This is a genomic window from Roseofilum sp. (genome assembly GCF_982964205.1).
In genome coordinates this window covers 26510-53447 of sequence record NZ_CEZBFX010000006.1, presented here as the reverse complement: position 1 = coordinate 53447, position 26938 = coordinate 26510, and the positions used below count along the sequence as shown (strand labels likewise).

Here is a 26938-nt window from a genome sequence, read left to right as displayed (position 1 = left end):
ATGCCCACTTGTTGAGAGATCCCCGAAAGACAGAGCGCCCTATGGCCGACTATTATGAAATTCTCGGTGTTTCCCGCGAAGCAGACAAAGAAGAGATCAAGCGAGCCTACCGCAGGTTGGCGCGAAAATATCACCCGGATGTTAACAAAGAAGCCGGAGCTGAAGACAAGTTCAAAGAAATTAACCGAGCGTATGAAGTCCTCTCTGAGCCAGAGATGAAAGCTCGATATGACCGCTTTGGTGAACCAGGAGTGAGTGGTGGAGCTGGAGGCCCTGGTTTTGGGGACTTTGGTGATATGGGTGGTTTTGCAGATATCTTTGAGAGCTTCTTCAGTGGCTTTGCTGGTGGTGGAGTGGGAACCCAAGGGGCAAGACGACGAGGCCCAGTCCGAGGTGATGATTTACGATTGGATTTGAAGTTAGACTTCAAAGAAGCCATTTTTGGTGGTGAGAAAGAGATTCGGATTAATCATTTAGAAACCTGTAAAACCTGTAATGGTTCGGGAGCTAAACCGGGGACTAAACCGGTAACTTGCCAAACCTGCGGAGGTTCGGGTCAAATCCGCCGAGCGACTCGCACGCCTTTCGGTAGCTTTACTCAGGTATCCGTTTGTCCGGCTTGTAATGGTCAAGGACAGGTGATTCAGGATAAGTGTAATGACTGTGGTGGTAGCGGGAATAAGCAGGTTACGAAGAAGTTGAAGATTAATGTTCCTGCTGGGGTGGATAATGGGACTCGACTGCGGGTGTCTAATGAGGGAGATTCCGGACAACAGGGGGGTCCTCCTGGTGATTTGTATGTTTATTTGTTTGTGAATGAGGATGCGGATTTCCGACGGGATGGTATTAATGTGCTTTCGGAAATGAAGGTGAGTTATTTACAGGCGATTCTGGGTTCTCGCGTGCAGGTGACAACGGTTGATGGTACGGAAGAATTGACTATTCCGGCAGGAACACAACCGAATACGGTGTTGACGCTGGAAAATCGAGGAGTTCCTCGGTTGGGAAATCCAGTAAGCCGTGGAGATCATTTGATTACGGTGGTGGTGGATATTCCTAATCCTAAACAGTTGAGTGCAGATGAGAAGGAGCATTTGAAGGAGTTGGAACGCCTAAGAGGCGATCGCCAAGATAAGGGAGGTGGGTTGTTTGGAGGGATTTTTAATAAATGAGTCCCCAGACTGATTTAGGTCCTCCGGATGTTCAACTGGATTTACGGGGGATACCTTGTCCCCTCAACTTTGTCCGCACGAAGCTACAACTGGAAAAAATGGCTCCTGGTTCCCTATTGGAAGTGTGGTTAGATGCAGGTGAACCCATTGAGCAGGTTCCGGATAGCCTGAAAATGGCGGGTTATCCGATTGAAGGACTACAAGAGTCTACCCAGGATGAAGAGGAGCCGTTTTTTCGGCTGCAAGTTCGGCGCTCAGATCCGGAAAATCTGCCTCCACAATGAATCAGGTTTGGGTGGGTACGGTGTTGGCAGTTCAAGCCAATTTTTATCAAGTTCAGCTTGATGAGCAAGAAGGGACTCCTTTGTTGTGTACTCGCCGATCGCGCCTGAAAAAGATTGGTCAACGGGTGATGGTGGGCGATCGCGTGGGGGTAGAAGATCCAGATTGGTCGGGTTTGCGGGGGGCGATCGCCCAAGTCTATCCTCGAACTACCGAATTATCCCGGCCTCCTGTAGCCAATGCGGATCAACTATTATTGGTTTTTTCCGTCGATCAACCCAATCTCGACCCCTATCAACTCAGCCGGTTTCTCGTCAAAAGTGAATCAACGCCCTTGAGTTTATGTCTCTGTTTAAACAAAAGTGACTTAGTTTCTACTGAGTGGAAAGAAAAGTGGTGTCACCGCTTAGAACAATGGGGTTATGTGCCTCTGTTCATTAGTGTGGTGAGTGGGCATGGATTAGCCGAACTCGAGCAACAGTTAGCTCAACGAGTCACGATTGTTGCAGGGCCTTCTGGGGTGGGAAAATCAAGTTTAATTAATACTTTGATTCCCGATGCCCATTTGCGGGTAGGGAAAGTGTCTGGAAAGCTCCAAAAGGGACGACACACCACTCGTCATGTGGAGTTATTTAAGTTACCTAGTGGCGGACTTTTGGCGGATACCCCCGGATTTAATCAGCCGGATGTAGACTATCCTCCAGAAGCGTTAGGAGACTATTTTCCAGAAGTGCGGGCGCTCATGAGGGTAGATCGTTGCCAATTTAGTGACTGTTTGCATCGGGAAGAACCGGATTGTGCAATTCGAGGAGACTGGGAGCGCTACGAACATTATCTCATGTTTTTGCAAGAGGCGATCGCCTGTCAAGAACACCGCGATCGCCAAGCCGATCCTGAATCTACCCTGAAGCGCAAAGGTCACAATACTTACGAACCTAAACTAAATACCAAAAAATATCGCCGTCCCTCACGCCGTACCCAACAACAACAATTGGAAGAATGGTACAGGGATGCTGAAATATAAGGGAATAGGGAATAGGGAATGGGGAATGGGGAATAGGGAATAGAAAATAGCCTAAACTCTCCCTTTCTCTGCTATATCGTGTTCTCTAGGAGTTGGTTGCTTCCTGCCAGCGTCCCCTCAACTCTCGCATTGCCCCGATCTCATCTTCTTTTGCTGTGGCTAAAAACTGATATAACCACTCCTTCGGTACTTCGGGAAACGTGGGACTTTGCTCCACTTCCACATATACCCCAGACTTCAGAGTATAAATCCGCCACACCTGCCCATCAAAACGCCAAAACTCCGGCACACCCAAACGGGAATAAAATTCATTCTTAGCAATATCCGTGTGGGTAATATCCACCTCAACCACCAAATCTGGGGGCGGATCTTGGGCAAAATTCACATTGCGTCCTTTCACCAACGGCTGATTTTGAAAATAATAGGCACTATCCGGTTCTGCTCCTTTTCTTAACAGGGGATAATTCATGGTTGTCGATCCCATGGTCTTAATGGAAAGACCCAACAACTCAACCAAAACCACAATAAATCGCTCAATTAAACACCGGGCAAATTCATGGTCTTCTAAGGGCATAGTGATCTCTAGAACTCCATCATCATAGATTAGACGAGAACCTCTGGATTGAGGCAGTTGATCGAGGATGTGTACATAGTTCTCCCAGGTAATGCCGTGAAAAACGACCCGTTGTTCGCCTTTGGGTTGGACTGTTGCTTGAGGTTCTGGGGCTGCAATAACCATATCGCTGAATTTATTGAATACCACAGGTTTTGAGTTTATGACTGAGTAGGGAATAACCGATCGCCGATCCCAGATAAGGTAAATGACCTGGAGGCGCATTATCCGTATAGTTTAACTCAGTCAGCTTTGTCCATTGACTCTCTTTACGCCAACCAATGCGATCGCAAAACTGACCATAATCTCCTCCTACCTGTTCATAGAGCCGAGATTGCACACTTAAGCCAAATTTGCCTTTACTATAGGCAATCCAAAGTTCATTTATCGTGTCTAATTCTGTACAAGGCAGCTCATCTAAATTCAGGGCATCTAACCAACCATCACTTTCTCGTCGAGTTGCCCGCAAAATCAGATCCAGGGTTTCTTGATTACTTTCTTTCCATTTACGATCCGAGAGTAAATCTTGAAGTCGAGTATAATCTATACCACTTTCTGAACGTAAGGGAACATTCGGGTTAGTTGGATAAACGGGAGCAGCAGGAGATAAGACAGGAGCTTGGGGTTCTGGTGTTTGCTCTTCAACGGCTTCCACAGCAGCAGGTTCAGAGGCAACACTTTCCACAGGCATCACTTCCGAGAACTTGGCTGATATTCCCGGAGTCCTAAACTCCTCGATCGCCTCAAACACTCCCGTCACCAATCCTTCAAGCCAGTAATAACACTCAGCCGGAAGTGCAATTACAAACAGAGATTCATCCCCAAGCAACTTTTGCACCTGCTCCAAGAGACGATCGCGCTTACCCACCTTCAACAGCATCAAAACTGTACACCATAACAGGGAACTGAGCGCTAGAAGAGAGAGTAAGGGAAATACCAGGGGAAACCCTAAAATCAATCCTCGGTCATCTTTGAGAGAGTAGGGGTACTGTTGCCGATCGGCGATCGCCCAATTCCACAATTTCGCACCCAGGTGAGAACTCAGATCGATCAGCGTTAATAAGATCCGTCCTATCAGAAGATAACTCGTCAGGGGAAAGGCCAGGATCATCAGACGGAGTTGCGAGTTAGCCATGGGTAATTCCTTCAATTCTTTGCTTGCTTCCTTTCCACTGCTTCTAGAGGTGAGCTGTTAATTCTTGTAGCTTACGTTTGGTATTGTACCTGAAACAGTGCCATGATCTAAATGAAGGTTTTAAACTGCTTATTGAAAAATGGTTTATCAAAAGATTTTAGTTGCCCTCGATCGCTCCCTTCAAGCAGAAACCGTTTTTGAGAAAGGGTTAGCTCTAGCGCAACAGTTTTCTTCTCAAATGATGCTCTTTCACCGTCTAGGCTTGGAAGAAAGTAGTCTGTTTACCTATGTTGGTCCCTATGGCCATACCTTAACTAACTTTTCCCAAGCAGTGCAAGAACAGATGGCAGAGGAAACGGAACAGACTCGTCAATGGCTCAGTTGCTATTGCGATCGCGCTCAAGAAGCAGGTGTTTCCTGTGAATGGGAATGGAAAATGGGTGATACCGGACGTTGGATCTGCGATCTAGCCAAAAGCTGGGGTGCAGATTTAATTGTCGTGGGACGTAGGGGAAGACATGAAGTTGCTGAGGTACTACTCGGTAGTGTCAGTAATTATGTCGTTCATCGTGCTTCCTGTTCCGTGTTCATTGTCCAAGACAAACCCCTGCTATCCGAGCCAACCTGAACCCCCTATTTTTGAGTCACACTCGCTCAGGGTAAGTTAACTCAAAACCCTCTAAACTTGCCCTGAGAATCTTAGGATAGAACAAGCAATCATTGTTAATTATTTCATTGTTCATTGATTCTATGTCTCGACCTACTTTATATCTGGCAATCACCAATCATGGTTTTGGTCATGCCGTGAGGATGGCCTCAGTTGCCGCCGCGATCGCCCAACGCAATCCTGAAATTCTCCTCATTTTAGTGACTACCGTTCCCCGATGGTTGCTCGAATCCTATATTTCGGTTGACTTTATTCACCGTCCCAGGGGATTTGATGTGGGGGTAATTCAGTCCGATAGCCTGACCATGGATAAAGAACCAACTCTAGAAAAACTGAAACAGATTCACCAAAATGAACGCTCAATTATTGCCGGAGAAGTGAATTTTATTCGCCAAAATCGGGTTGATTTAGTATTAGCTGATTTGCCCCATTTAGCCGTAGATATTGCCCATAGTGCCGGAATTCCTTGTTGGATGATGGGTAATTTTGGTTGGGATTTTATTTATCGCCCTTGGGGAGGTGAATTTCTTGAGATCGCCGATTGGATTAGCAATAGTTATCGCCAGTGCGATCGCCTGTTTCGGCTACCGATTCATGAACCTATGAGTGCATTTCCGGAAGTGGTCGATGTAGGGTTAACCGGGGGGATTCCTCGATCGACTGTGGAGCAATTGCGCCAACAGTTCCAAATTTCTGCTCCCAAAGAACGCACCGTATTATTAACGTTTGGCGGGTTAAGCCTGCAAGCGATTCCCTATGATACCCTCAAGGAGTTTCCTGACTGGCAGTTTATCACCTTCGATGCCCAAGCTCCCGATCTACCCAATTTGATTAAAGCGAGGGGATATGAATATCGGCCAGTCGATTTTATGCCCCTTTGCGATCGCCTGATCTCTAAACCGGGATATAGTACATTTGCGGAGGCCTTGCGCTTAGGAACTCCCATTGCTTCTTTAACCCGAGAAGGCTTTGCCGAAACCCCGGTTTTAATGGCAGGATTGCAAGATTACGGCAGACATCAGATTATCGATCCAGAAGCTTTCTTTAGCGGAGATTGGAGCTTTTTACACCAAGTGCCTACGCCTCCCAGAACGGATGTAGTTTTGGATAAAACCGGCAGCGAGGCGATCGCCGAAGCCGCGATCGACTATTTTGGAATCAATCATTAACATTCCCGCGTCCCCCACTTCCCCCATTCCATGACCTCAATTACCCTGACCCAGCGCTGTTTGCAATTGGACAATTCCCAAATCACCTCGATCCTTCCCTTAACTGCTTGGGAGCGTACGCGCAGTCGCTATCAGACAGAAACTCCTGACGGGGTGACGGTTGAGTTACGATTACCGAGGGGAACAGTTCTCCAAGATGGTGACCTTTTGCAAACGGCGATCGCTGATACCCTGGTGCAAGTGATTGCTAAACCGGAACCCGTATTAGAAGTGACCTCGGAAACGGCGATCGATCTCCTGCGAGCAGCCTATCATCTCGGAAATCGTCATATTCCTGTAGAAATTACTCCAGACTACTTACGTTTAGAAGTTGATCCGGTACTCCGAATGATGTTAGAGCAATTAGGAGTAAATGTAAGGGAAAAAATTGCTCCTTTTCAACCCGAACCCGGAGCATACAGTGCTGCGCATTAGGGAATAGTTCGGACTTGATATCATAACCGATTATTCGGACTCTATATTATTCAGGATTCCTCCTTGAAGCTTAATTTCTTGCGAATCCGAATTTTGTGTTCACTAGCAATAACAATTGATCTCGCTTCTAACTCTTGATCGTAATCAGCTAAAACATCTTGCAGTAGAGAGAGTCTTTTGGAACGTGGGAGATTTTCTAACCGTAAAACTCCACAATGACGTTGATCTTGTAGCCATATCAGTTGTTCAAAATCAGAATCTGTGGTGATGATAATACGCTGTTCTCTTACAGCCCAATCCAAAATGTCACCATCACTCATACTGCGATCGACATCCCGAACACAAGCAACATCATATCCCAAATCTCTCAAAAAATCGGATAAAGAAGCATTTGCATTGACATCGAGCAAAAATTTCATGATTTATGATGCCACCGATCGCTCCACTATTTCTTCGCTATTGATGAGACGATAGGCATAGAACAGGGCAGCATAAATATCAGCCATTTCTAGGTCAGGATAATCCTCTAAAATCTCTGGTATTGATGCCCCTTTGGCCAACAATTCTAAAATCATAGCCACGGAAATTCTCATTCCTCGAATAATGGGCTTACCGCCAAAAATGTGGCGATCAAATGTAATTCTTGAGAGCAGAGAATCATTCATATCGGGCATTGGCTCTTACCTCCTTATCTATCAAGGGACTGAACTATGGTTCATAATAATCTACTTTTTCGGCAATCTGAGCAATTTCTCGCCAATATCTTCGTGCAACAGCACATAGAAACAGGGAATCATAAATAAGGTTAACAGGGTTGCCAAAGATAAGCCGGAAAAGACGACTACGCCTAATGGCTGTAAAAATTCGCCTCCTTCTCCTGAACCTACAGCCAAGGGAAATAAACCTAAAACTGTGGTAATGGTCGTCATTAAAATCGGCCGTAATCGTTGGGGAGCGGCTCTTAAAATGGCGCTGCGATAATCTAATCCGGATTCGGCGCGAATTTGATTGGCCAGTTCCACCATAATAATGGCATTATTGACCACAATTCCAACCAATAAAACGCCACCGACTAATACGGTAGCCCCGATCGCCGTTTCCGTCAGGTACAATCCTAAAATTCCCCCTGCTAGAGCCAGGGGAACCGCGAGCATAATCACCAATGGATCGATCAAAGAATTATACTGAACTGCCATCACCACAAACACCAGGAACGCCGCTAAACTGCCCAAAATAGCGATTGCCTCTTGCAGTTGTTGATTCGATTCGGCGGCAACCGACGGCAACACTCGCGCTCCTGGAGGGAGTTCTAGATTCTCTAAAGCTGCGTCAACTTCCCCTAGAGCGTCACTTAAACTCGCACCCTGATTCAAGTTTCCTACTAGAAAAAAGACAGATCGCCCATTCACGCGCTGAATTTCTGCCGGTGCTGTTCCCTTATCCAGACTCGCTATATCTTGTAGACGAATGGGACTATTGTTTTGTGAAAACAGGGGCATTTGCCGGAGTTCATCAATTCCCTGTAATGCATCTCGGTTGAGCTGTACGCGGATATCCACCAAACGATTACCCCGTTGTAGCCGAGTGGGAACGGTTCCTGAGATAGCCGTTTCCAACGTTGTCCCTAACTCTTGTGCAGTGACCCCAAAATCGGCCATTCTTTCCCAGTCGGGACGAATTTGGACTTCTAGTTGCGAGGGATCAGCATCGGGTCGAAATCGGGCTAAGGTCACGTTTTCGTCTAAGGCTTTCAAGACTTGGCGACCGGCTTGAGCGAGAATATCTGGGTCTTCAATCCCATCAGGACCAAGAGATGTCGCGATCGCCACATCAATATCGCCGCGAACGGGGGAATTATTTAAAATTAACCCCCGCACTGCATCTGGAAATAAGCGCAGGCGAATATTGACGAGATTCAGTTGATTGAGTTCGCGTTGAACGTTTTCGACAAACGCCTGGACATTACTGCCCGGTTTGAGGGTAATGGTACTACTCGATCGCAGTAAATTTTCAATGGTGAGATTGGCAAACAGAAATCCGCCAGTGGTGGTAAAGGCATATTCGGTTTCCGGTTGTTCGACTAGAATGCGATCGACTGCTTCCATCACTTTCTGGTTGGTTTCTAGGTTGCTTCCAGGGGGAAATTGGGCAAATAAACGCGCTTGTCCGGTGTTGATTCTGGGCAGAATTTCTTGGGGAATGTCGGCAGCGAGGCGAACGCTACCATAACCGAGAATCAATACCGCTAACGCGATCGCCAGAATTCGCACTCGAATCACCCCTCTTAATATCCGTCCATAGCCCCCTGTAATCAACAGGAACTGCTGGTTAAACCAGCGTAAGGGGCCCCTTTTGTCTAAGCCACTGGAGCGTCGCACGCGCAATAACCGGGATGTGAGCATGGGAACAACAGTTAAGGACACAATCAGGGACGCGGCAACGGAAAAGCTAATGGTGAGGATCAGTTCATTGAAGAGCAATGAGAAGAATCCCCCAATGAGTACAAAGGGTAAGACGGCAACCAGGTTAGTTGAAGTGGAGGCTAAGAGCGCAGATTCGAGTTGTGAGGCAGCTTTTTGCGCTTCCAGATAGGGAGAGGGGGGGATCTCTAAGGTGTCTCCTTCGACTGCGCTCAGGGGACGCTCTGAGCGCAGTCGAAGAGCCTGATGTTGGCTGACCATGTTTTCTAGCATCACGATGGAGTTATCCACGACAATACCCACCCCTAAAGCGAGTCCTCCCAAACTGAAGACGTTGAGGGAGAGACCAAAGGCGAACATGAGGATAATGGCAGTGAGGGTTGCCAAGGGAATGGCAAGGATGACGATCAGGGTTTGCCGTAGGGAACCTAGGAATAGGAGAACGGCGATCGCCGCTAGACCCGATCCGGTTAATCCGGCGATAACGACATTGCGAATCGATTGGCGAATAAATCGGGATTCATCCAACGTCGAGGTCAAAATCATATCATCGGGAATAATGCCCCCAGAGCGCAGTTCCTCAATCCTGGCTTTCACTGCGTCAACGACTTGTACCGTATTGGCTTCTGGCTGTTTTTGTACGCTCACTTTAACGGCTGGAATCCCATTCAGGGAAACCAATACTTGCTGTCGTTCTGTGCCATCGATGACTTGGGCAAAGTCCCGTAAATAGACTTGGCGAGATGAGGGAGAATCGTTCAGTTCAAAGGAGAGATTGAGGATATCTTGGGCGTTTGCAAAACGACCGATGGTACGGGTGAGGCTCTCGGTGGGGATATTTCGTAGTCGTCCTCCAGAACTGTCTAAGTTACGATCGCGCAAATTATCCAACACATCATTAATGGTTATGCCCAAACTCGTCATCCGTTTCAAGTCCAGATTCACCTGCACTTCCTCTTGCAGTCCTCCAGAGACATCTACCCCAGCAACTCCAGGGACTACGGTCAGTTCCCGCGCCAATTCCCGATCGCCAAATACCCGTAAATCCACCCCTTGTAATCGCTCAGAAGTCAGCGCAAATTCATACACTGGTAGTTGGGACGGGTCAAACTTAAAAATTCGCGGTGGCTCCAAGTCGTCTGGCAGTTGGTTAATCGTGCGATTCAGAGTCGCCGTAGCATCATTGAGAGCTTGGTCAATATCACTACCAGGATTAAAGTAGAGATTGAGGGAAACCCGACCTTCACGAGTTTCTGAAAACACTTGCACGACCCCTTCAGTGGCAGCTAATCCTTCTTCTAGGGGGCGGGTTACTTCGTCTACTGCCACTTGAGGAGCCAGACCAGGAGTATCAACGCGTACCCCAATGCGGGGATAGGTAATGGCGGGGAGGAGGTCAACGGGGAGCTGACTGAGGGCAAAAAAACCGACGACGATAACCGCAATGGTTAACATCAGGGTTCCGATATGCCGACGAATGGCGATCGCGCTTAAACTGCTGGGAGTTTGGCTCATAACAAGGCGAGTGATGGAGTAATGAGTTTCTCTTGATTGTATCGGTTTTGCTTATAATGGGGGAATCGTCAGAGATTTAGAGGCGATCGCCGTTGCTCGGTGATAGATTATAAAAAAGTATACATATTTAGCTGAGAGCGTTACAGCACTATGACATCAAAAGAACAGGTACTGACAACCTTAACCAGTCATCGGCAAGAACTAGAGGCATTGGGAGTCAAGTCTCTGGATTTATTTGGCTCAGTCGCTAGAGACGAAGCACGACCTGATAGCGATATTGATTTTCTCGTAGAGTTTACGAAGCCAGGGGGATTATTTCAATTATTTCAAGTACAACACTATCTAGAAGATCTATTTGGTTGTGATATAGACTTGGGAACAGCAGATTCCTTGCGAGAACATTTACGAGAACCGGTTCTGAAGGGGATGATTCGTGCCTTCTAGACCATGGCGATTAAGGATACAAGATATTCTAGATGCGATCGCTCGCATTCAACAAGCGACTGCGGGGATAAGTTATGAGCAGTTTGAACAGATGGAGGATTTGGTTTTGCACGGGATTCTTTATAACTTTATGATTGTTGGCGAGGCTGCTGTTAATGTGCCAGACTCCATTCAATCTCGCTATCCGCAAATCCCTTGGCGTTCGATGCGTGATATGAGAAATGTGATGGTTCACGAATACTTTCAAGTTAATCTTGACCGGATGTGGAGAACTATCTATGAAGATTTACCTGCTGTAGTTGCCATGCTAGAGACGCTATTGCAGCAAGAGATGGGAGAAGAATAGATTTGAGATTAGGTGCTAGAAAGATGAACCGATTGAAGCTAGGGATGCGTAAATTGTCCAGTTTTTGGAGTCTAGATGGCGTGGTAAAATCGCTCTTATTGCAGGCTCTGTTTTGGTTACCTGTGGTTACCCTTTCCCTGAAATGGTGGGGGTTTAAGTCTACTCAAGCTCGTTTATCCCAATTCTTCCCATTAACAGAGAATGTGGAAATTGAGGATAATCTAGTCGATCGCGTGCGACAAGTGAATCAGGCTATACGATTAGCCGCTAAGTATTACCAACCTTGGGCAAAATGCTTACAACAGTCCCTCGTCCTCTGGAGTTTATTACGTCACCAGGGAATTGAGAGCCAATTACGCATTGGAGTACAGCAGCAACAGGGAGAATTCGCCGCCCATGCTTGGGTGGAATGGCAAGGTTGGGCAATCAATGATACTCAAGATGTGCGCGATCGCTATGGAGTCATGGTTCTTCCCTAGGGTAGGCGATCGGGCTTTGCCAGACTTTATTGATTAACGTCAGTTTTGGATAAGCTGACACTCTTAGACTATCGTTGGCTGTAATTTGCATTCCTTCGTCAAATCAGCTGCAAAATGCCCTTCACCAAAACTGACGTTATTGATAGCAAGCTCTTAAACAGACATGAGATTACCCTCGATAGCGGACGGGAATGTTCGTCTCTTGCTCGATTTCGTTCGCAAACGCTTGCAAGACTTCCGGCTCCACACATTTGAACCGTTTCACCTCATAAGACCTCTCATCATAATGATTTCCACGGCCATCTAATTGCCGTTTGACGGGTTTTGGACGAGACGGAGTATTGAGTTGAATTTCTACTGGGGATAAGGCTTTCATCATCTCGATATACTGATGGCGAGTTTCTGCATCCCAAGGAGTCAAAATCATGGTTTGTACGCCAATTTCTCCGCTATACTGTTGGCGAAAGTCGAGCATTCCTTGCCACATTTGCTCTAAATTCAAGCTGTCTACGGGACGATTGACGCGGTTGAGGGGTTTAGCAGTAACAGCATCTAGTTTAAGGGAAAGGCGATCGCAATATCGTAAATCTGCTTGTACCTGGCGATCGTCCAACAGCGTACCATTAGTTAACACCAGCGTCGGTCTTTGGGTCATTTCCTGAATCCCTTGCAAAATTTCCCCTAAATTTAACGCTAATGTCGGTTCACCACTGCCACTGAGCGTCACAACATCCACATCCCAAGGTGCAAACCCCTGTAAATCCCCCAGAATCATTTCTGTAGGCACATAAATATCTCGCTTTTGCGTCACAACCTCAATCTCTCCCAACTGACAATAGACGCAATTAAATGAACAAACCGAAGTTTGACCAATCGGGTCTATGCCTAGCGATCGCCCATAACGCCAAGAAACCACCGGTCCATACACACTCTTAAATTCCGTCGTTGTCGTTACCATTTCCTCGATCTCCATCTGTTCTCAACAAACATGCTTCCCCCTCTATTGTGACGGAAACCTGAAAAAAGCCCAGTGGAGGATGAAAACTTCCTCGCTCCTTCCCGCTCCCTGAGCGGAGTCGAAGGGAGAAGGGAGCATCCCTATCCCCCCCCATCATCGCTCCACCGCAGGAGGAGTAAACCGAATCTCAATCCGTCTGCGACTGGGATTATCCCCACCATTCGTCGGCGAAAAATTGCCCGAAACTCCATATAATTGAGCCGCAGAATACGCCTTAAACTGTAACCCCATCGACTGCAAACGGGGATTACTTTCCAACACCTTCACCACCGCAAGCGCACGCATCAACCCTAAATCAGCATTCGATCCCGGATTCAACCGAGAAACCGACGCACTTCCTTCCACCACATCCTCTAAAACTCGGTCTAAATTACTCGAACTGCCACTATTTTCTTGACCATCCGTATGACCAATCACCTCCACCACATAGCCCTGATAATTTTGGGCAAAACTTTCAATTTGTGTCACCAAATCCTCTAAAATGTACTGTTGGAAATCTGGTGCAAGTTCCGCACTACCAGACGGAAAACTCCTCGATTGCGACTCTCGTAAAACAATCACCGGAGGCGATTTTAACCGTTCAATTTCCCCTTGCAGTTTTTGCACCACATTTTCCCGTCGTTGCAATTGATCTTGCAGGTTCGCAACTTGACCTTCTAACCCTTGTACCGCACTGGTGCGGCTATCTAACTCTAATTGCAAATTGGCTAATTGGGACTCTAATTCTTGGGAGCGGGTAACATTGGCATCAGAAACCGACTTCAGAAAGAAGGATTTAATTAACGCTAAGAGCAAAAATAACGTTAAGATCATAAACGCATTGGACATCAAATCTGTAAATGCTGTCCAAATTTTCAGATCTTCTTGATTGGTTAGAGAACGAGATTTACGACGACTCATACTAGTAACGGGTAATGGGTAATTTTAATTCGATTTACTTTCTAAAGCGCGGCGCAGTCTCAGCAGCTCGGTCTGCGTTTCTTTCATTTGTTGAATATTATCTTGAATTTGTGCTGAAGTCGTCACCTGAGTGCCAAAATTTTCCAATCCTTGTTGAATAACGCGAGTCACTTGATTTAAAGCGATGACCACTTGTTTAAGTTCCGCTTGCAACTCATCCAAATCTTCCGCTTTCGCAATTGTGCGTCGTTGCAGTTGATCCACTGCTTTTACCGCCATTTCAAATCCCTGAGTTCCGGTTTGCAATCGAGCCATCATATTCTGAATAGATTGCTGACTGTGTTGTTGGCTTTCCAGTACTTTTAGGGACGTAGAATAGCTTTGGCTCATTTGATCGCCAAATTTTGCTAATCGTTTGCTATAACTTTGTAATTCTAAAGCAGCAATTTCAATGGTTTGTACAGAAGTCGTTAAACTGTTAATGGATTGATCAAAACTGTGCTGAAGCGCTCCTAACGTGTTCGTAGCTGCAGTGAGACTTTGAGGAAACGGACTGTTTTCTAATCGTTGAGCGACGATTAAGAAGCGATCGGCCGATTGCTTAAATTCTTCGGTACTTTGACTAATGGTTAACGTGGATTCCGTTAAGCGACTATAAACTTTTTCTGCCAGTTCTGTGGCACGATGATTTTCAATCGCTAACTCTTCCATTTTTTCTTTGAGGGCTAATTCTACAGAAGCACTCACCATTTGACCAAATCGGTTGAGAAATCCTTCAAAAGAGTGATTCATTCCTTGAATAATGCGGTCAAATCGGGTATTATTTTCTAAGGTTTGCAGATAAACATTATCGAGATAGTCTTCAAGGGAATCAACAAATTTGGTTTTGGCGATCGCGGTATTAAACAGTCCATTGACGACGGTTAAGACGGCGCTAAACAAAATGGAGACTAGGCTAGTAAAAAAGGCAATTCCCATGCCTTGTAAGGGTTGTTGCAGAGCTTCCAGTAAGCTGTTAATATCAATGGCTGTGGTATTACTGATGGTTTCACTTAAAGCGGTCAGATTTAAGGTAATACCAATAAATGTTCCTAGTAACCCAACAGATAATAACAAGTTGGGTAAAATTCGCCCTAAATATTCAATTTGATCGCAGGATAAAAACAGAACTTGCTCTTGACTATAGACTTGGTCAATCAGCGCTCCAGTGTTGACTTGTTCTAACCGAGTAATCGATTCTGCATACCGTTGTTCTACATATTCAATAATTTCCGGTTTACGGTTGAGAGGTTGCCAGTGAATCAGTCGCCGAACTTTTTGGGAAAGAACGGTAAGATGGAGATGGAGTGCCATCCTTAAGAGAATTGCACCCAGAGAAGGAAGGATCACTAAGGCAATGGTAAAGACGATCAGGTACGGAGGAATCACAGACATAGTAATCAATAATTCAAAAATATAGTTGTTTCAAATGGCAATCAAACCATGTATTATGATTTTATTGCTCTCCAATCTCTTGCTTCAGAAAAACGACTCAAATATTTGATATTTTTAGTGGCAATTACCATATAATGCCTAGGATATTCTTCTTTTAATATTTTGTAGTGAGCGGCAATAATTCGATCGATATCTAGGGCTTCACGAGGCGCTGTCGGCCCTCTTTGAGACTGAGCCTCTGACCCAATTTTTACTGCTCTGTATAACACATCTAAAGCATACCTAAGATAGAACTATTTATAAAAACTATCATCTAATTTCCATTATTCTCAGAAAATAGCTTTTGTCCAACAGGACGATGATTATTGATGGTTTAATAAACAAATCGCCAAAATTCTAAATCTTTCTCAGTTGTTTCCTTGCGACGATTCCAAGCTATCATAGTTTTGAGGATCTCCATCGCTTTTTGATTTTTGATTATTTTCTCTTCTCGATTCCATTCAGAACCTGAGCTTACATTGCTGATGTGCTGTTCTTCTTTTGCTATTGAATTTAGATTCTCCATTGTACCTCTTTCAGTTGACTGAACAGGCGATGCTTACAGTATATAAAAGTATTCTCAGGATTAGTGAGTTTAATCCTGAGATCCTCAAAAAAAACGACGACAACGGGTTTAATCGGGTTCCGATCGCCCCTAACAATGCTTATCGAGTTGTTGACGTAAATAAGGCGTATTGCTTAACAGATCGCTTTGTTCCAGGGTTTGTTGTTCTTTGGCGGACATCCACTTGAGTTGCACTTCTTGTTGTTCGGCTTCTCGATCGCCTAAAATCAGACAGGCGATCGCGCCACTTTTATCGCCACGAGCCATTTGTTTTTTCAACGCTGCGCCACTCAGGTCTAGTTCCACAGAAAATCCAGCTTCGCGCAACCCCTGAGCCAGCTTCAAGGATTGGCGCTGGGCTAATTCTCCCTTGGAAATCAGGTAAAAATCTAGAGTAGAGTCTGGAACCTGAGCCAGTTTTTCCACCAAGATCATTAATCGCTCTAATCCCATCGCCCAACCGACTGCTGGGGTCTCTTTGCCGCCTAATTCTGCGACTAATCCGTCATAGCGTCCGCCCCCACAAACGGTGGCTTGGGCACCTAAATCGTCGGATTGAATCTCAAAGGCGGTATGGGTATAGTAATCAAGTCCTCGGACGAGACGAGGATTAATTTCATAGTCAATGCCCAAATCAGCCAGTAAGGTTTGCACCTGTTCAAAATGGGTGCGGGAAAAGTCCCCTAAATACTCCAATAAACTGGGCGCATTTTCGACAATTTCTTGGGTGCGCTTGTCCTTACTATCTAAAACCCGCAGAGGGTTGCGGGTTAAGCGATCTTGGGAATCGGCATCCAGCTCTTCTTTATAGGGAGTAAGATAGTCAACAAGGGCTTGACGATATTGTAAGCGGTCTTCCCGGTTACCGACAGAGTTCAGGTCTAATTTCAGGGACTTTAGACCCAAAGATTTAAGGATTTGGGTGGCAAGGGCAATTACCTCAGCATCTGCCCTCGGATCGGCACTGCCTATTGCCTCCAAACCCAATTGATGAAACTGCCTTTGTCGTCCAGCCTGTGGCCGTTCATACCGGAACATGGGTCCGATATACCAAAGACGCTGAAGGCCTTTCGAGCTGAGAGTATGCTCAATATAGGATCTCACCACTCCTGCCGTATTTTCGGGTCTCAGGGTAATTGAGCGATCGCCGCGATCCGTAAAGGTATACATCTCCTTTCCCACCACGTCCGTCGCTTCCCCAATTCCCCTGGCAAACAATTCTGTTTGCTCAAAAATGGGCGTGCGAATCTCCTGGTATCTAGCCTGAGCCAGAACTTTCCGGGCGATTGCTTCCACCCACTGCCATCTGGCTACCTCATCCGGCAGAATATCGCGGGTTCCTCGTATACCTTGCAGTTGTGCCATTAGTTTTCGTCAATTGATTTCCAGACACCATAGCGATCGCTATAGTACGCCAAAATTCGATCTATACGAGCCAAATCCTCAGCCACCAGATCTTCCGGGTATTCGAGCCACATACTCCCAACCTGGCTTAAATAATAATTAAACTCCGAGCTAGATTGGGAATACAGCCCCGTATTCACACCATCAATTTGACGTAAATGGGCTGCAATTTCACGGTATACCGCTAGGGGCAACTTAGGCCAACTCAGGATTCTGCGTTTCTGATTTATAGCCGAATCCAGGATAGATGCAGATTGGGATTTCATAGGTAAAGATGATATTTATACATCTTCGGATTGTGTCGGATCGGCGGGTAAAATGCAACAATTGACCTCATCTATGCATACTTTACCCCATTTCATTGCCCATCGAACTAATTCCACCCGATTATCGGTCTTGGTCTTTTTGAGGATATTGCTAATATGATTATCTACCGTGCGCTTGCTGATTTCGAGTTTTTCGGCAATATCCTGGTTGGCTAATCCCATTGCCACCAGTTCTACTACCTGAATTTCACGGTCGGAGAGGGATATGGACTTCATTGGTTCGCTAACAGTCATAGTGATTATGGATCTCTACTAAGGGAAAGCATATTGGCTTTAGTATATCTACTTAAACTATAACTTAATTCTATCTTTGCCATTTATTGTGGTCTTGATTGGTGATTAAGCCAAGCCATTTTCGATCGTTTGCCTAGCAACAGAAAAATCTCCATCAGTCCGATCGCTAGAACTAGCTTACGATCCCCGCTAGAGCAAAAATCCTCCTGGTGATAATAACCGGGAATAGTAGTACACTGAGGGTTCTAGGCTTACGGCAAAATTTTCTATGAATACAGCTCAGGTTCTGTGCTTAGGTGAACTTTTATTCGATTGTCTGGCTGACAAAGCTGGACTGCCCTACGATCAAGTTAAATCCTGGACTCCATATCCAGGCGGCGCTCCTGCTAATGTAGCGTGTAGGTTAGTCAAGTTGGGTACGCCATCAGCGTTTATTGGGAGTGTTGGATCGGATGAGGCGGGAGATCGCTTGGTGAATTTTCTCCAAGAACAGCAGGTTGATATCCAAGGCGTTCAACGACATGCTAGTGCCCCCACCCGACAGGTTTATGTGATTCATTCCTATAATGGCGATCGCTATTTCGCAGGTTTTGGAGAGACAGATACAACCGCCTTCGCGGATGCCTATCTTGATTCTTCCCTGCTCCCTATAGATTTATTTAGAGATGCTCAATATCTAGTCCTGGGAACCCTAGAGCTGGCTTATCCCCAAACCCAGGAAGCGATCCATAAAGCGTTAGAGATTGCTAATCAATATCACCTGAAACTGGTCGTCGATGTGAATTGGCGACCCGTTTTTTGGCGCGATTCCGAGCAAGCCAAACCCTTAATTTATGATTTATTAGCTCAAGTAGATTTTGTAAAAGTTAGCGATCGAGAAGCCGAGTTTTTATTGGATATGACCGATCCATTGGCTATCCGAGACCGATTTCCTGATTTAGAGGGTGTGGTGGTTACCGGGGGAGAAAAACCGATCCATTATGCGATCGGAGAAGGAGAAGGAAGTGTACCGGCTTTTGCCGTATCGGTAAAGGATACAACAGGAGCAGGAGATGGATTTGTAGCGGGTTTGATTCATCAACTGAATCGATACCAGATTTCCAGCTTGCAAGATCCCCAGAAGGTTAAGGAAATTGTTACCTATGCAGCAGCCGTTGGCGCTCTAACCACTGTTGAACCTGGAGCGATCGCCCCTGAGCCGACGGCTGAACAGGTACAAACCTTTCTCCAAGAACAGGGGATTACCACGGACTATTTATCTTGAGATTCTTCTGTACGAATTCTAATCCCTGACTTGAGATATTCGCCGATCGCCTCTCCCAGTTTTTCTTCTGGGGTTTTCTTCTTCTTCGGTTTTTCAACTAAGGTTTCTTGTGTCCAGAGAAAGACGATAATAGCAAAAAGGGCGATCGGCCAGAACATGGAACTCTCTCCTCTTGAGTAGAAAAAATCCCATCCGAGGAGGATGGGATTTCAGAGCATTAACAAGGGTCTCTATAGGGATCTCAGAAAAAAGACGGTTATTTTATGCAAAATTGGGGAAATTGTTACAAAACTTATAGGAAAGGGCAATACGGAACCTTCCCGTGTTTCCATCTTCCCCTATGCTCTCCACTACGTTGCAATTCAGGCAAGAGGCGGTATTCTGAATGATGAAGAGCAAGATTGGGAGATCTAACAATGAATCGCTTCCTGTGGATGAGTACCATCAGCATTTCTTTACTCTGGACACTGGGCTGTAGTGGTCCCAAGGTATCCCAAGAGGAGGCTGTAATCGAGTCAGAAGTGGCCATTACTCCTCCTCCTTCTCCCCAAGTTACTCCCAAACAGAAGAGCCAAATCTTAGCCCAAATTCCCCAATTAACCCCTTCAACTTCGGCTGAAGAACGGTTAGCGCAACTCAAAGAAGGGCAGCGAGACCCCTTCAGTCCTTTAGACACCCATCCTATTGTGACTCCGGGCCAGATTAAGGTAACACAAACCCCACCAACTCCAACCCCAGAAGTGACAGTCAAACCCAACCCAGCCCCCTCCCCGGTTCAACCCTTACCCGTTATCCCTTTACCGGCTCCGATCCCAACTCCATCCCCCCAATTGCCGACGGTACAACCCAATCCCAGCGTCCAAGCAATTCCCCAAACGATTGAAGTCGCTCAAGTGCAGCCTATCCTCACTCCGAGTCCTGTAACACCATCGGGAGCAGAAGCCGTAAAAGTAACAGGAGTGGCAGAGCTGCCAGACGGAATGCGGGCAATTCTTAAGGCTCCTGATGAACCAACCTCTCGCTATGTGGTGGCTGGAGAATCCTTATCAAATGGCAGAATACGAGTGAAACGAATTGAAATTGCCTCTAGTGGTAATCCAATTGTGGTCTTAGAAGAAAATGGTAAGGAATTTATCAAAACCGTCAGCGATCGCCCGTAATCACCCAGACTCAAACCCCATAAATATCTAGAATTACCCATTACTGATATCAAATCTTTAGAAGATTGTCACAACAAAAACTGACCCCCTAGTGAACCAGAAAAAGCCAAAAACTTAATTGCCATGCTCAATACCCATGACACCTACACCTGTCCTCTGTGTCGCCATGGAAGGATTTCTGCACTGACGTTGATGGATGCATTTGCCTGTAACTTTTGCCGTCATATCTTTAGTGCAAATCTGCAACAGCAAACTCTTCAGTTGGCAGATGGCGATCGCCCCTTTTCCTGGTACTGGACGGGTAAAAATTGGATTAACGTTGCTATGATGCGATCGGGCGATCAATCGCAAATTCTCTGGCTGTTAAGTGTTCCCCTAATCCTCTTACCTCCCATTCTAATTGGATTAGGCTCTTATATCTTTCCGCCCGATCCCGAAAGTAGCGGCGCATGGTTTCCCTTGTTTTGGACTGGGCTAACCTTCTTTACCCATCTATTCCTGGTGGCTTGGCTCATGTTTGAATATTATCAATGGCCATTTTTTCAAGCTGTAATTATCCGTTTCCAACAGCGTCTAAATACCAGGTAGGGTGGGCAGAATTGGGTTATATACGTTGAATTCTATCGCTTATTCTCCTACCCACCTACGATAATTTCCCACCTGAACTACAAAAATTTTTAATTGAAATGTATACTCGTTTTCTCTCTGCTGCTCTTCTGAGTCTCGCCCCTAGCCTAGCTCTTAGCCTTCCCAGTCTTGCCAACCCAGTAATTGACCGCATTGCCTCAGAAATTACGGTTCGCATCGAAGGCCCCCAGGGAGGAAGCGGTGTAATTTTCGCTACTGAAAATCAGGTTTATTATGTGGTCACTAATGCCCATGTGGTGGATCGACCGGAAGACTATACCATTATTACTCCCGATGGCGATCGCTATCAGGTGAGGTCGTCCCATCGGTTGCGAATGCCTGGAGAAGATATTGCCGTGCTGGCCTTCTATAGTGAAATGACCTATCGCACCGCAAACATCGGTAACCCGCAAGCAGTAGAAGCAGGAAATCTAGCTTATGTAGCCGGTTGGCCACGGTCTGGGGGATCGGTTCGTCAACGGATTTTTGTGAATACAGAAGGGGAATTTGTGCAATTGCTGCAAGGGGTGGATCAAACACAATTACCGTTAAATTATACCAATGTGGTGCGGGTGGGCATGAGTGGCGGCCCGGTCTTAAATCAACGAGGTGAAGTAATTGGTATTAATCGGTTGGTTCAATTAGTCGAAAATACGGATCAAGTGGTTGCCACAGGGATTAAACTCGATCGAGTTTTAAGCTGGTGGGAGAGCGCGGAAAAACCGACTCCAACAGCATCTGATTCTAGGGCAGTGCTGAGTGAAATCCCAGCTCCAGCGACTGAAGCCATTGTTGCAGGAGGGTATCAGTTAAGCCAAACGCTACAACGGGAGGGGGGATTTTTAGGTGCAGTGGCGATCGCCTCGTTAGGGGATGCACGACTGGTCAGTGGCCATAGTGATGGGGCGATCGTTCTCTGGAATTTAACCACTGGAGAGCCAATTAACACCTTAACAGGTCATCAAAAAGCCATCAATGCTTTGGCGATCGCCCCTGATGGAAAAACCCTCATCAGTGGCAGTGAAGACCGCACCATTAAGCTCTGGAATCTCGAATCTGGAGAGCTACAAAAAAACCTCACCGGTCATCGAGATGCAGTCTCTGCTTTAGCCATAACGCCCGATGGTCAAACCCTCGTTTCTGGAGGATGGGATCAACAGATTCTCATTTGGAATTTGAACACCTATGAAACCATAGAAACTCTTCCCGGTCATCAAGGATTAATTAGTTCCTTAGCTATTTCTCCCAATGGAAAATGGTTGATTAGTGGCTCCCAAGATACCACCATTCGTGTATGGGAGTTGCCCACATTTAAGTTAGTCAATATTCTTGAAAATCATCGTTTATCGGTTCTCGCTCTAGCCATTAGTGCCAATAGTCAAACCCTCGCTAGTGCAGGGGGAGAAGGAGACATTACCATCTGGAATTTAGCCACAGGGGAATTACAACGAACCCTCAAAGGTCACACCGATGGGGTTTGGTCTTTAGCGCTGAGGGAAGATAACCAAACCCTCATTAGTGGTAGTTGGGATAAGACAATTCGGTTTTGGAATGTACAGACCGGTCAGTTACAATCTACAGTCAAGAAACATTCAGATTATGTCATTTCTCTGGGTTTGAGTGCCAACGATCAAAGACTCATTTCTGGAGGTTTAAATAACGAGATATTGATTTGGCAACGTCAGTCAAACTAATTACCGTTTTGCGCAAGATAATAGGTAATTGCTACAAGTAATGATATCTTATTGGACAGTCAGTGAGTGAGTTGAATCTGATGTTTGATTTTTGGCTAAAAACCAGTGGAACCTGGATGAATGTGGCAACTGTATTAGTGGGAACTGGGTTAGGGTTACTGCTGAAAAATCAACTGCCCCAACGCATTCAATCCACCATTACTCAAGGGATGGGATTGATTACCCTGTATCTGGGGATGAGTATGGCTGGAAGTTTAACTCAAGCGCAAGCGGGACAGGTTGATGGGGTGGTGTTAGCGGTGCTTAGTTTAACTTTGGGTGGCTTATTGGGAGAATGGTGGCAACTGGAAGAGCGACTCAATGCCATTGGTTCTCAACTCAAGATTTGGTTTCGCGGAGGAGGACGGTTTACGGAAGGGTTTGTTACGGCTAGTTTACTCTTTTGTGTCGGCCCTTTAACGTTGATTGGCTCGATCAATAATGGACTCACAGGTGATGATAGTTTACTGGCACTGAAAGCAACGATGGATGGGTTAGTCTCCATTGCGCTCACCGGAAGTTATGGGATTGGAGTGGGGTTTTCCATCATTACCATCCTCATCTTTCAAGGGGGCATTTCCTTACTAGCGGGTAGCCTGACTCAAATCTTACCCGATCCAGGCAACGACCCCCGAATTTTCCTAGTGACTGGAGTCGGTGGAATTATCATGTTAGGCTTAGGCTTGAATTTGCTCAATATTGGTAAACTGCGAATTGCATCATTTTTGCCCGCATTAGCGTTAGCACCGTTGATTTATGCGATCGCGCAAGCAATGCAGAGCCTTATCGCGTCTTAGTTTACCCCCTAATCTAGCCAATGCTATCGTTTCAAAGCATTCTATGCAAAGGAGTTATTCATGAAAATTAGCACAACCACGGGATTAGTTGGGTTTTTATTAACCCTATCCACGTTAAGTGCTTCACCAGCCAACGCTACCGGTAATTTATCTGAATTCCCTAGCACTAACGTTGATCTCGAACAGCGATTAAACCGATTAACCGAAACTTTGCAAAATAGAGAACACCAACTGGATTTAGAAAGGAATCCCCTGTCATCTGAGACACAACGGAGCCAAGATCTGGCACAATTTCGTAATGTTTTCCGCAATGGTGGATGGCGCAATGGATGGCGCAATGGGGGCAGTTTCCGCAATGGTGGATGGCGCAATGGGGGTAGTTTCCGCAATGGTGGATGGCGCAATGGGGGTAGTTTCCGCAATGGTGGATGGCGCAATGGATGGCGTGATGGCGGCGGTTTTGTTCATTTCCGTAAGCGGTAATCTGTTCGAGGGGTGCGTTATTCATGCACCCTACAGCTATACGTGATGCAGAAGATGGGGACGTTTAGAGGGCAGAATGAGCATAATGATGGAAGCCGCGAATTGTAGATAATTAACCTGATGGGAGAGACAATATGGAGCCTCTTGCTTTAATTATGGCAGCCTTAGTAGGGGAAGAATGAGTTGAGTAATAAGTAAGAAGTTATCCCTCTTCTGTCACGTTCGGAGATCGCGATCGCTGTACCCCTCTATTGAGGAGCGTTGGTTAGAATCAGAGCAATGTTCACGTTCTATGCAGACAGAGGTTTTTACATGACGATTATTCTTGATGATCTTGAGCCAGATCTATTAGCAAAGCTCAAAGACCAGGCAGTTGCTCACGGTCGAACCTTGGCCGAAGAAATCAAGGTTATTTTAACCCAAGAGTTAGTTAAAGATGATGAGCATAATCTCACCGAAAATAGGAATCAATCAGAATGGCATGAATTTATTGAAGAAACAGCAGGGTCTATTAACGATGAGACATTTTTTAGGCATCCTCAACCAGACGACTCGATTAGAGAGGCGTTAGAATGATTTATTTACTCGATAGTAATGCTTGTATTGTTTACCTGAAATATGCAGATTCTAGTGTAAGATATCGTTTGGATAGTCTAGAACCTACTGATATTGCGGTTTGTTGAGTGGTAAAATCTGAGTTGTTTTATGGCGCAATGAAAAGCGTCAAACGAGAAGAAAACTTGGCTAAACAACGTAAATTCTTTAGCCGTTTCATCTCGCTTCCATTTGACGATCGTTCAGCAGAAGTCTATGGAAGTATTCGAGCTGATTTAGAGCGAAAAGGAACGCCGATTGGTGCGTATGATTTGCAATCGCGATTTCCCATAACTTAACTCTAGTAACCCATAATACCAGGGAGTTTGCCCGAATTGATAGGTTGAATTACGAAGATTGGGATGCTTAGATATAGCGCTGCGCGCTAGGGAATAGGATGATTCTGTAGAATGTAGGTCATTAGTAACGTCTATCCATAAACCCTTAACCCTGAATATGTTGGATTTATCTAACTTTGGCCCCTTAGATTTAGTGATTCTGCAAACGACATCCTTTTGTAATCTCGATTGCGACTATTGTTATTTACCCGATCGCCATCTCAAACACCAGTTTTCCCTAGATCGGATTGAACCCGTGTTTCGGCGCATTTTCGAGAGTCCGTTTGTGGGAGATCGCTTTACGGTTTGTTGGCACGCGGGGGAACCGCTCGCTGTTCCCATTTCGTTCTATGAAACTGCCCTCTCTCAGATTGCAGAACTGGATAAAACCTTAAATAAAACCGAGTGCGAAATTGCACAATCGGTACAAACCAATGCCACCTTAATTACACCGGAGTGGTGTGATTTATTTAAACGCTATAACGTGCAAGTGGGGGTAAGCCTTGACGGCCCTGATTTTATCCATGATGCCCATCGGAAAACCCGCACGGGACTCGGAACCCATCACAGCACCATGCGCGGCATTCGCCACCTGCAAGAACAGGATGTGCCGTTTAATATTATCACTGTGATTACGGAAGATTCCCTCGACCATGCCGATGAACTGTTTGCATTTTTCATGGATAATGGTCTCACCGATGTGGGCTTTAATATTGAAGAATTAGAGGGGGTACACCAGTCTTCATCCCTCGCCAATGGGGACGCTAGACGGCGCTACAAGGCGTTTATTCGCCGATTTTGGGCTTTGACGGCCCAAAGCGGCGGAGAATTGAAGCTACGGGAATTTGAGCGGATTTGTAATTTGATTTATAGTGGCGATCGCATCCCCAGAAGTGGCTTAACCACTCCCTTTGTGATTCTCAATGTCGATCATCAGGGCAACTTTTCCACATTTGACCCCGAACTGTTAGCGATTAAAACAGCAGAATATGGCGATTTTATCCTCGGTAATATCCTCACCGATAGTTTAGAATCCGTGTGCCAGAGCGAAAAATTTCAACGCATCTATGCCGATATTACGGCTGGCGTTGAACTGTGCCAACAAACTTGTCAATACTATGGCATTTGTGGCGGAGGTTCTGCCAGTAACAAATATTGGGAAAATAAAACATTTCGTTCTTCACAAACCATGGCTTGCCAGTATTATGAACAAATGGTTACCGATTTAGTGGTTGAACGTTTAGAAGAATCTTTAGGACTCACCCATGTCTGATTTTTATCCCGTATTTTGGCAAATTCACAGTAATCTTCCGAGAGAAGGTCCGGGCAATTTTGCCTCGACTCAACAGGCCTTTTCTCATTTGAGTGCGTTACCCGACTCTCCCCAAATTTTAGATGTTGGTTGCGGCCCGGGACAACAAACCCTGGATCTGGCAACTCTGAGCAATGGCACTATTACTGCGGTTGATTTCCATCAACCCTATCTGGAGGAGCTGAAACAACGATTTGAGAGTCAGGGATTGGGAAATCGCTTAGAAGTGATTTGTGCAGATATGGCAGATTTACCCTTTGCAGAGCAGTCTTTCGATCTGATTTGGTCGGAAGGCGCGATTTATATTATGGGGTTCGATCGCGGATTAAACCAGTGGAGATCGCTCCTCAAACCGGGAGGATACATCGCAGTTACCGAAATCAGTTGGTTACAACCCAATCCTCCCGAACCTGTCAAGCAGTTTTGGCAAGAAGGTTATCCATCCATGAGAACCTTAGAGGAGAACCGGGCCGCCATGGAACGGGCGGGTTACTCGATCGTTGATACATTGGTATTACCAGAAATTGCCTGGTGGACAGACTATTACACCCCCATAGAGAACAAAATCAATCGGCTTAAAATACAGTATCAAAATGACCCAGAAGCCTTACAAGTTTTAGAGAGCGAACAACAAGAAATCGATCTCTATCGCCATTACAGTCAGTATTACGGCTATGTTTTTTATATAGGGCAACGCCCTAGCCATAGGTAAAATTGGCTAAACTCTATCGAGTGGTAACGAAACTGCTGCTATAGGATTATAGTTGGGAAGGCGCGATCGCCAATTACACCTTGTCAGAGCCGAAGGTGAGTTGGTTTTGACATCAGAAGAAATTGCCGATTGCGAAACTCAACGCGCCGATCGCCTAGCAGCTAAATTGCGGGAACTCAACATCGACCCCGATAGTATTGAATAGGGCCTTTCCAGCCAGAAAACCTCTTTTCATGGGTCACCAGAACTGCAAGGGTA

At 45.8% G+C, this 26938-nt stretch carries 32 protein-coding genes and 2 pseudogenes; 20 read left to right on the top strand and 14 right to left on the bottom strand.

Annotated features, from left to right (window positions below; translation table 11 throughout):
* Positions 1-41 precede the first annotated feature (41 nt).
* From dnaJ to rsgA, 3 genes are read left to right on the top strand one after another with little or no spacing between them, the layout of a single operon-like run.
* Complete coding sequence (gene dnaJ / locus AC3A14_RS03170) at positions 42-1172, top strand: molecular chaperone DnaJ (RefSeq protein WP_318723133.1); 1131 nt, start codon at positions 42-44, stop codon at positions 1170-1172.
* Positions 1169-1456, top strand: coding sequence for a sulfurtransferase TusA family protein (locus AC3A14_RS03165; RefSeq protein ID WP_318723131.1), 288 nt, complete (start codon positions 1169-1171; stop codon positions 1454-1456). Before dnaJ ends, AC3A14_RS03165 begins: the two co-directional genes overlap by 4 nt.
* Complete coding sequence (rsgA, locus tag AC3A14_RS03160; protein ID WP_318731576.1) at positions 1453-2478, top strand: small ribosomal subunit biogenesis GTPase RsgA; 1026 nt, start codon at positions 1453-1455, stop codon at positions 2476-2478. The genes AC3A14_RS03165 and rsgA overlap by 4 nt, the downstream gene beginning before the upstream one ends.
* Positions 2479-2563: 85 nt before the next feature.
* Here rsgA and AC3A14_RS03155 read toward each other — a convergent pair whose 3' ends face one another.
* Both AC3A14_RS03155 and AC3A14_RS03150 read right to left on the bottom strand, forming a co-directional pair.
* Positions 2564-3217, bottom strand: coding sequence for a Uma2 family endonuclease (locus AC3A14_RS03155; protein WP_413039093.1), 654 nt, complete (start codon positions 3215-3217; stop codon positions 2564-2566).
* Positions 3218-3227: 10 nt separating this feature from the next.
* Positions 3228-4226, bottom strand: coding sequence for a GUN4 domain-containing protein (locus AC3A14_RS03150; protein WP_318731574.1), 999 nt, complete (start codon positions 4224-4226; stop codon positions 3228-3230).
* A 139-nt stretch (positions 4227-4365) separates the two neighbouring features.
* Here AC3A14_RS03150 and AC3A14_RS03145 point away from each other — a divergent pair, with 139 nt between their 5' ends.
* The 3 genes from AC3A14_RS03145 (at position 4366) to ureE (ending at position 6536) form a co-directional block, all read left to right on the top strand.
* Positions 4366-4854: a universal stress protein gene (locus AC3A14_RS03145; protein ID WP_318731573.1), complete on the top strand. Its 489-nt coding sequence runs from the start codon at positions 4366-4368 to the stop codon at positions 4852-4854.
* Between the two features lie 122 nt (positions 4855-4976).
* Positions 4977-6062 carry a glycosyl transferase gene (locus tag AC3A14_RS03140; RefSeq protein ID WP_318731572.1) on the top strand — a complete coding sequence of 362 codons (1086 nt, stop codon included), beginning with the start codon at positions 4977-4979 and terminating at the stop codon, positions 6060-6062.
* 30 nt (positions 6063-6092) lie between these two features.
* Positions 6093-6536, top strand: coding sequence for an urease accessory protein UreE (gene ureE / locus AC3A14_RS03135; protein ID WP_318731571.1), 444 nt, complete (start codon positions 6093-6095; stop codon positions 6534-6536).
* Between the two features lie 50 nt (positions 6537-6586).
* Here ureE and AC3A14_RS03130 read toward each other — a convergent pair whose 3' ends face one another.
* The 3 genes from AC3A14_RS03130 to AC3A14_RS03120 are packed head-to-tail and all read right to left on the bottom strand — an operon-like array spanning position 6587 to position 10471.
* Positions 6587-6955: a DUF5615 family PIN-like protein gene (locus AC3A14_RS03130; protein WP_318731570.1), complete on the bottom strand. Its 369-nt coding sequence runs from the start codon at positions 6953-6955 to the stop codon at positions 6587-6589.
* Between the two features lie 3 nt (positions 6956-6958).
* Positions 6959-7210 (bottom strand): DUF433 domain-containing protein, encoded by a 252-nt coding sequence (locus AC3A14_RS03125; RefSeq protein ID WP_318731569.1) that lies wholly within the window; start codon positions 7208-7210, stop codon positions 6959-6961.
* Between the two features lie 51 nt (positions 7211-7261).
* Positions 7262-10471 (bottom strand): efflux RND transporter permease subunit, encoded by a 3210-nt coding sequence (locus tag AC3A14_RS03120; RefSeq protein WP_318731568.1) that lies wholly within the window; start codon positions 10469-10471, stop codon positions 7262-7264.
* A 150-nt stretch (positions 10472-10621) separates the two neighbouring features.
* Between AC3A14_RS03120 and AC3A14_RS03115 the strand changes: the two genes are divergently transcribed.
* From AC3A14_RS03115 to AC3A14_RS03105, 3 genes are read left to right on the top strand one after another with little or no spacing between them, the layout of a single operon-like run.
* Entirely contained in the window at positions 10622-10915 is a 294-nt protein-coding gene (locus AC3A14_RS03115) for a nucleotidyltransferase family protein (RefSeq protein WP_318731567.1), read from the top strand.
* Positions 10905-11261, top strand: coding sequence for a HepT-like ribonuclease domain-containing protein (locus AC3A14_RS03110; protein ID WP_318731566.1), 357 nt, complete (start codon positions 10905-10907; stop codon positions 11259-11261). The genes AC3A14_RS03115 and AC3A14_RS03110 overlap by 11 nt, the downstream gene beginning before the upstream one ends.
* Before the next feature lie 23 nt (positions 11262-11284).
* The gene (locus tag AC3A14_RS03105; RefSeq protein WP_318731565.1) at positions 11285-11740 is read left to right on the top strand and encodes a lasso peptide biosynthesis B2 protein; all 456 of its coding nucleotides are present in this window, start codon (positions 11285-11287) and stop codon (positions 11738-11740) included.
* A 169-nt stretch (positions 11741-11909) separates the two neighbouring features.
* Here AC3A14_RS03105 and AC3A14_RS03100 read toward each other — a convergent pair whose 3' ends face one another.
* The 8 genes from AC3A14_RS03100 to pedR all read right to left on the bottom strand — a co-directional run bounded on the left by AC3A14_RS03100 (position 11910) and on the right by pedR (position 17660).
* Complete coding sequence (locus AC3A14_RS03100; protein ID WP_318731564.1) at positions 11910-12698, bottom strand: radical SAM protein; 789 nt, start codon at positions 12696-12698, stop codon at positions 11910-11912.
* A 153-nt stretch (positions 12699-12851) separates the two neighbouring features.
* A complete protein-coding gene (locus AC3A14_RS03095) occupies positions 12852-13658 on the bottom strand; it encodes a hypothetical protein (protein ID WP_318731563.1) in 807 nt (268 codons plus the stop codon).
* Between the two features lie 24 nt (positions 13659-13682).
* Complete coding sequence (locus AC3A14_RS03090) at positions 13683-15092, bottom strand: hypothetical protein (protein WP_318731562.1); 1410 nt, start codon at positions 15090-15092, stop codon at positions 13683-13685.
* A 53-nt stretch (positions 15093-15145) separates the two neighbouring features.
* On the bottom strand, positions 15146-15361 hold the full coding sequence (locus AC3A14_RS03085; protein ID WP_318719608.1) for a hypothetical protein: 216 nt from the start codon (positions 15359-15361) through the stop codon (positions 15146-15148).
* A gap of 104 nt (positions 15362-15465) precedes the next feature.
* Entirely contained in the window at positions 15466-15657 is a 192-nt protein-coding gene (locus AC3A14_RS03080; RefSeq protein WP_318719609.1) for a hypothetical protein, read from the bottom strand.
* 129 nt (positions 15658-15786) lie between these two features.
* A complete protein-coding gene (gene hisS, locus AC3A14_RS03075) occupies positions 15787-17061 on the bottom strand; it encodes a histidine--tRNA ligase (RefSeq protein ID WP_318731561.1) in 1275 nt (424 codons plus the stop codon).
* Positions 17061-17366 carry a hypothetical protein gene (locus AC3A14_RS03070; RefSeq protein WP_318731560.1) on the bottom strand — a complete coding sequence of 102 codons (306 nt, stop codon included), beginning with the start codon at positions 17364-17366 and terminating at the stop codon, positions 17061-17063. Before AC3A14_RS03070 ends, hisS begins: the two co-directional genes overlap by 1 nt.
* 15 nt (positions 17367-17381) lie before the next feature.
* Entirely contained in the window at positions 17382-17660 is a 279-nt protein-coding gene (gene pedR / locus AC3A14_RS03065) for a photosynthetic electron transport-dependent transcriptional regulator PedR (protein WP_271940846.1), read from the bottom strand.
* Between the two features lie 268 nt (positions 17661-17928).
* On the opposite strand from pedR, the gene AC3A14_RS03060 reads away from it, so the two are divergent.
* On the top strand, positions 17929-18924 hold the full coding sequence (locus AC3A14_RS03060; protein WP_318731559.1) for a carbohydrate kinase family protein: 996 nt from the start codon (positions 17929-17931) through the stop codon (positions 18922-18924).
* On the opposite strand, the gene AC3A14_RS03055 is transcribed toward AC3A14_RS03060, so the two are convergent.
* Positions 18912-19082, bottom strand: coding sequence for a hypothetical protein (locus AC3A14_RS03055; RefSeq protein WP_318731558.1), 171 nt, complete (start codon positions 19080-19082; stop codon positions 18912-18914). The two genes, AC3A14_RS03060 and AC3A14_RS03055, sit on opposite strands and share 13 nt — an antisense overlap.
* Positions 19083-19340: 258 nt before the next feature.
* Here AC3A14_RS03055 and AC3A14_RS03050 point away from each other — a divergent pair, with 258 nt between their 5' ends.
* From AC3A14_RS03050 to AC3A14_RS03005, 10 genes and pseudogenes are all read left to right on the top strand, one after another.
* Positions 19341-20084, top strand: coding sequence for a hypothetical protein (locus AC3A14_RS03050; RefSeq protein ID WP_318731557.1), 744 nt, complete (start codon positions 19341-19343; stop codon positions 20082-20084).
* Positions 20085-20207: 123 nt separating this feature from the next.
* The gene (locus AC3A14_RS03045) at positions 20208-20672 is read left to right on the top strand and encodes a hypothetical protein (RefSeq protein WP_318731556.1); all 465 of its coding nucleotides are present in this window, start codon (positions 20208-20210) and stop codon (positions 20670-20672) included.
* Between the two features lie 98 nt (positions 20673-20770).
* On the top strand, positions 20771-22405 hold the full coding sequence (locus AC3A14_RS03040; protein WP_318731555.1) for a trypsin-like peptidase domain-containing protein: 1635 nt from the start codon (positions 20771-20773) through the stop codon (positions 22403-22405).
* A gap of 80 nt (positions 22406-22485) precedes the next feature.
* Positions 22486-23241, top strand: coding sequence for a DUF554 domain-containing protein (locus AC3A14_RS03035; protein ID WP_318731554.1), 756 nt, complete (start codon positions 22486-22488; stop codon positions 23239-23241).
* A 60-nt stretch (positions 23242-23301) separates the two neighbouring features.
* On the top strand, positions 23302-23724 hold the full coding sequence (grrA, locus tag AC3A14_RS03030; RefSeq protein WP_318731553.1) for a GrrA/OscA1 family cyclophane-containing rSAM-modified RiPP: 423 nt from the start codon (positions 23302-23304) through the stop codon (positions 23722-23724).
* 312 nt (positions 23725-24036) lie between these two features.
* The gene (locus AC3A14_RS03025) at positions 24037-24300 is read left to right on the top strand and encodes a hypothetical protein (protein ID WP_318731552.1); all 264 of its coding nucleotides are present in this window, start codon (positions 24037-24039) and stop codon (positions 24298-24300) included.
* Positions 24297-24688, top strand: a pseudogene (locus tag AC3A14_RS03020) (PIN domain-containing protein). The gene AC3A14_RS03025 and the pseudogene AC3A14_RS03020 overlap by 4 nt, the downstream one beginning before the upstream one ends.
* An 86-nt stretch (positions 24689-24774) precedes the next feature.
* Positions 24775-25929, top strand: a complete 1155-nt coding sequence (gene grrM / locus AC3A14_RS03015) for a cyclophane-forming radical SAM/SPASM peptide maturase GrrM/OscB (protein WP_318731550.1) — start codon at positions 24775-24777, stop codon at positions 25927-25929.
* Complete coding sequence (locus AC3A14_RS03010) at positions 25922-26680, top strand: class I SAM-dependent methyltransferase (protein WP_318731549.1); 759 nt, start codon at positions 25922-25924, stop codon at positions 26678-26680. The genes grrM and AC3A14_RS03010 overlap by 8 nt, the downstream gene beginning before the upstream one ends.
* A gap of 88 nt (positions 26681-26768) precedes the next feature.
* Positions 26769-26885, top strand: a pseudogene (locus AC3A14_RS03005) (Uma2 family endonuclease); the annotation flags it as partial.
* Positions 26886-26938: the final 53 nt, after the last annotated feature.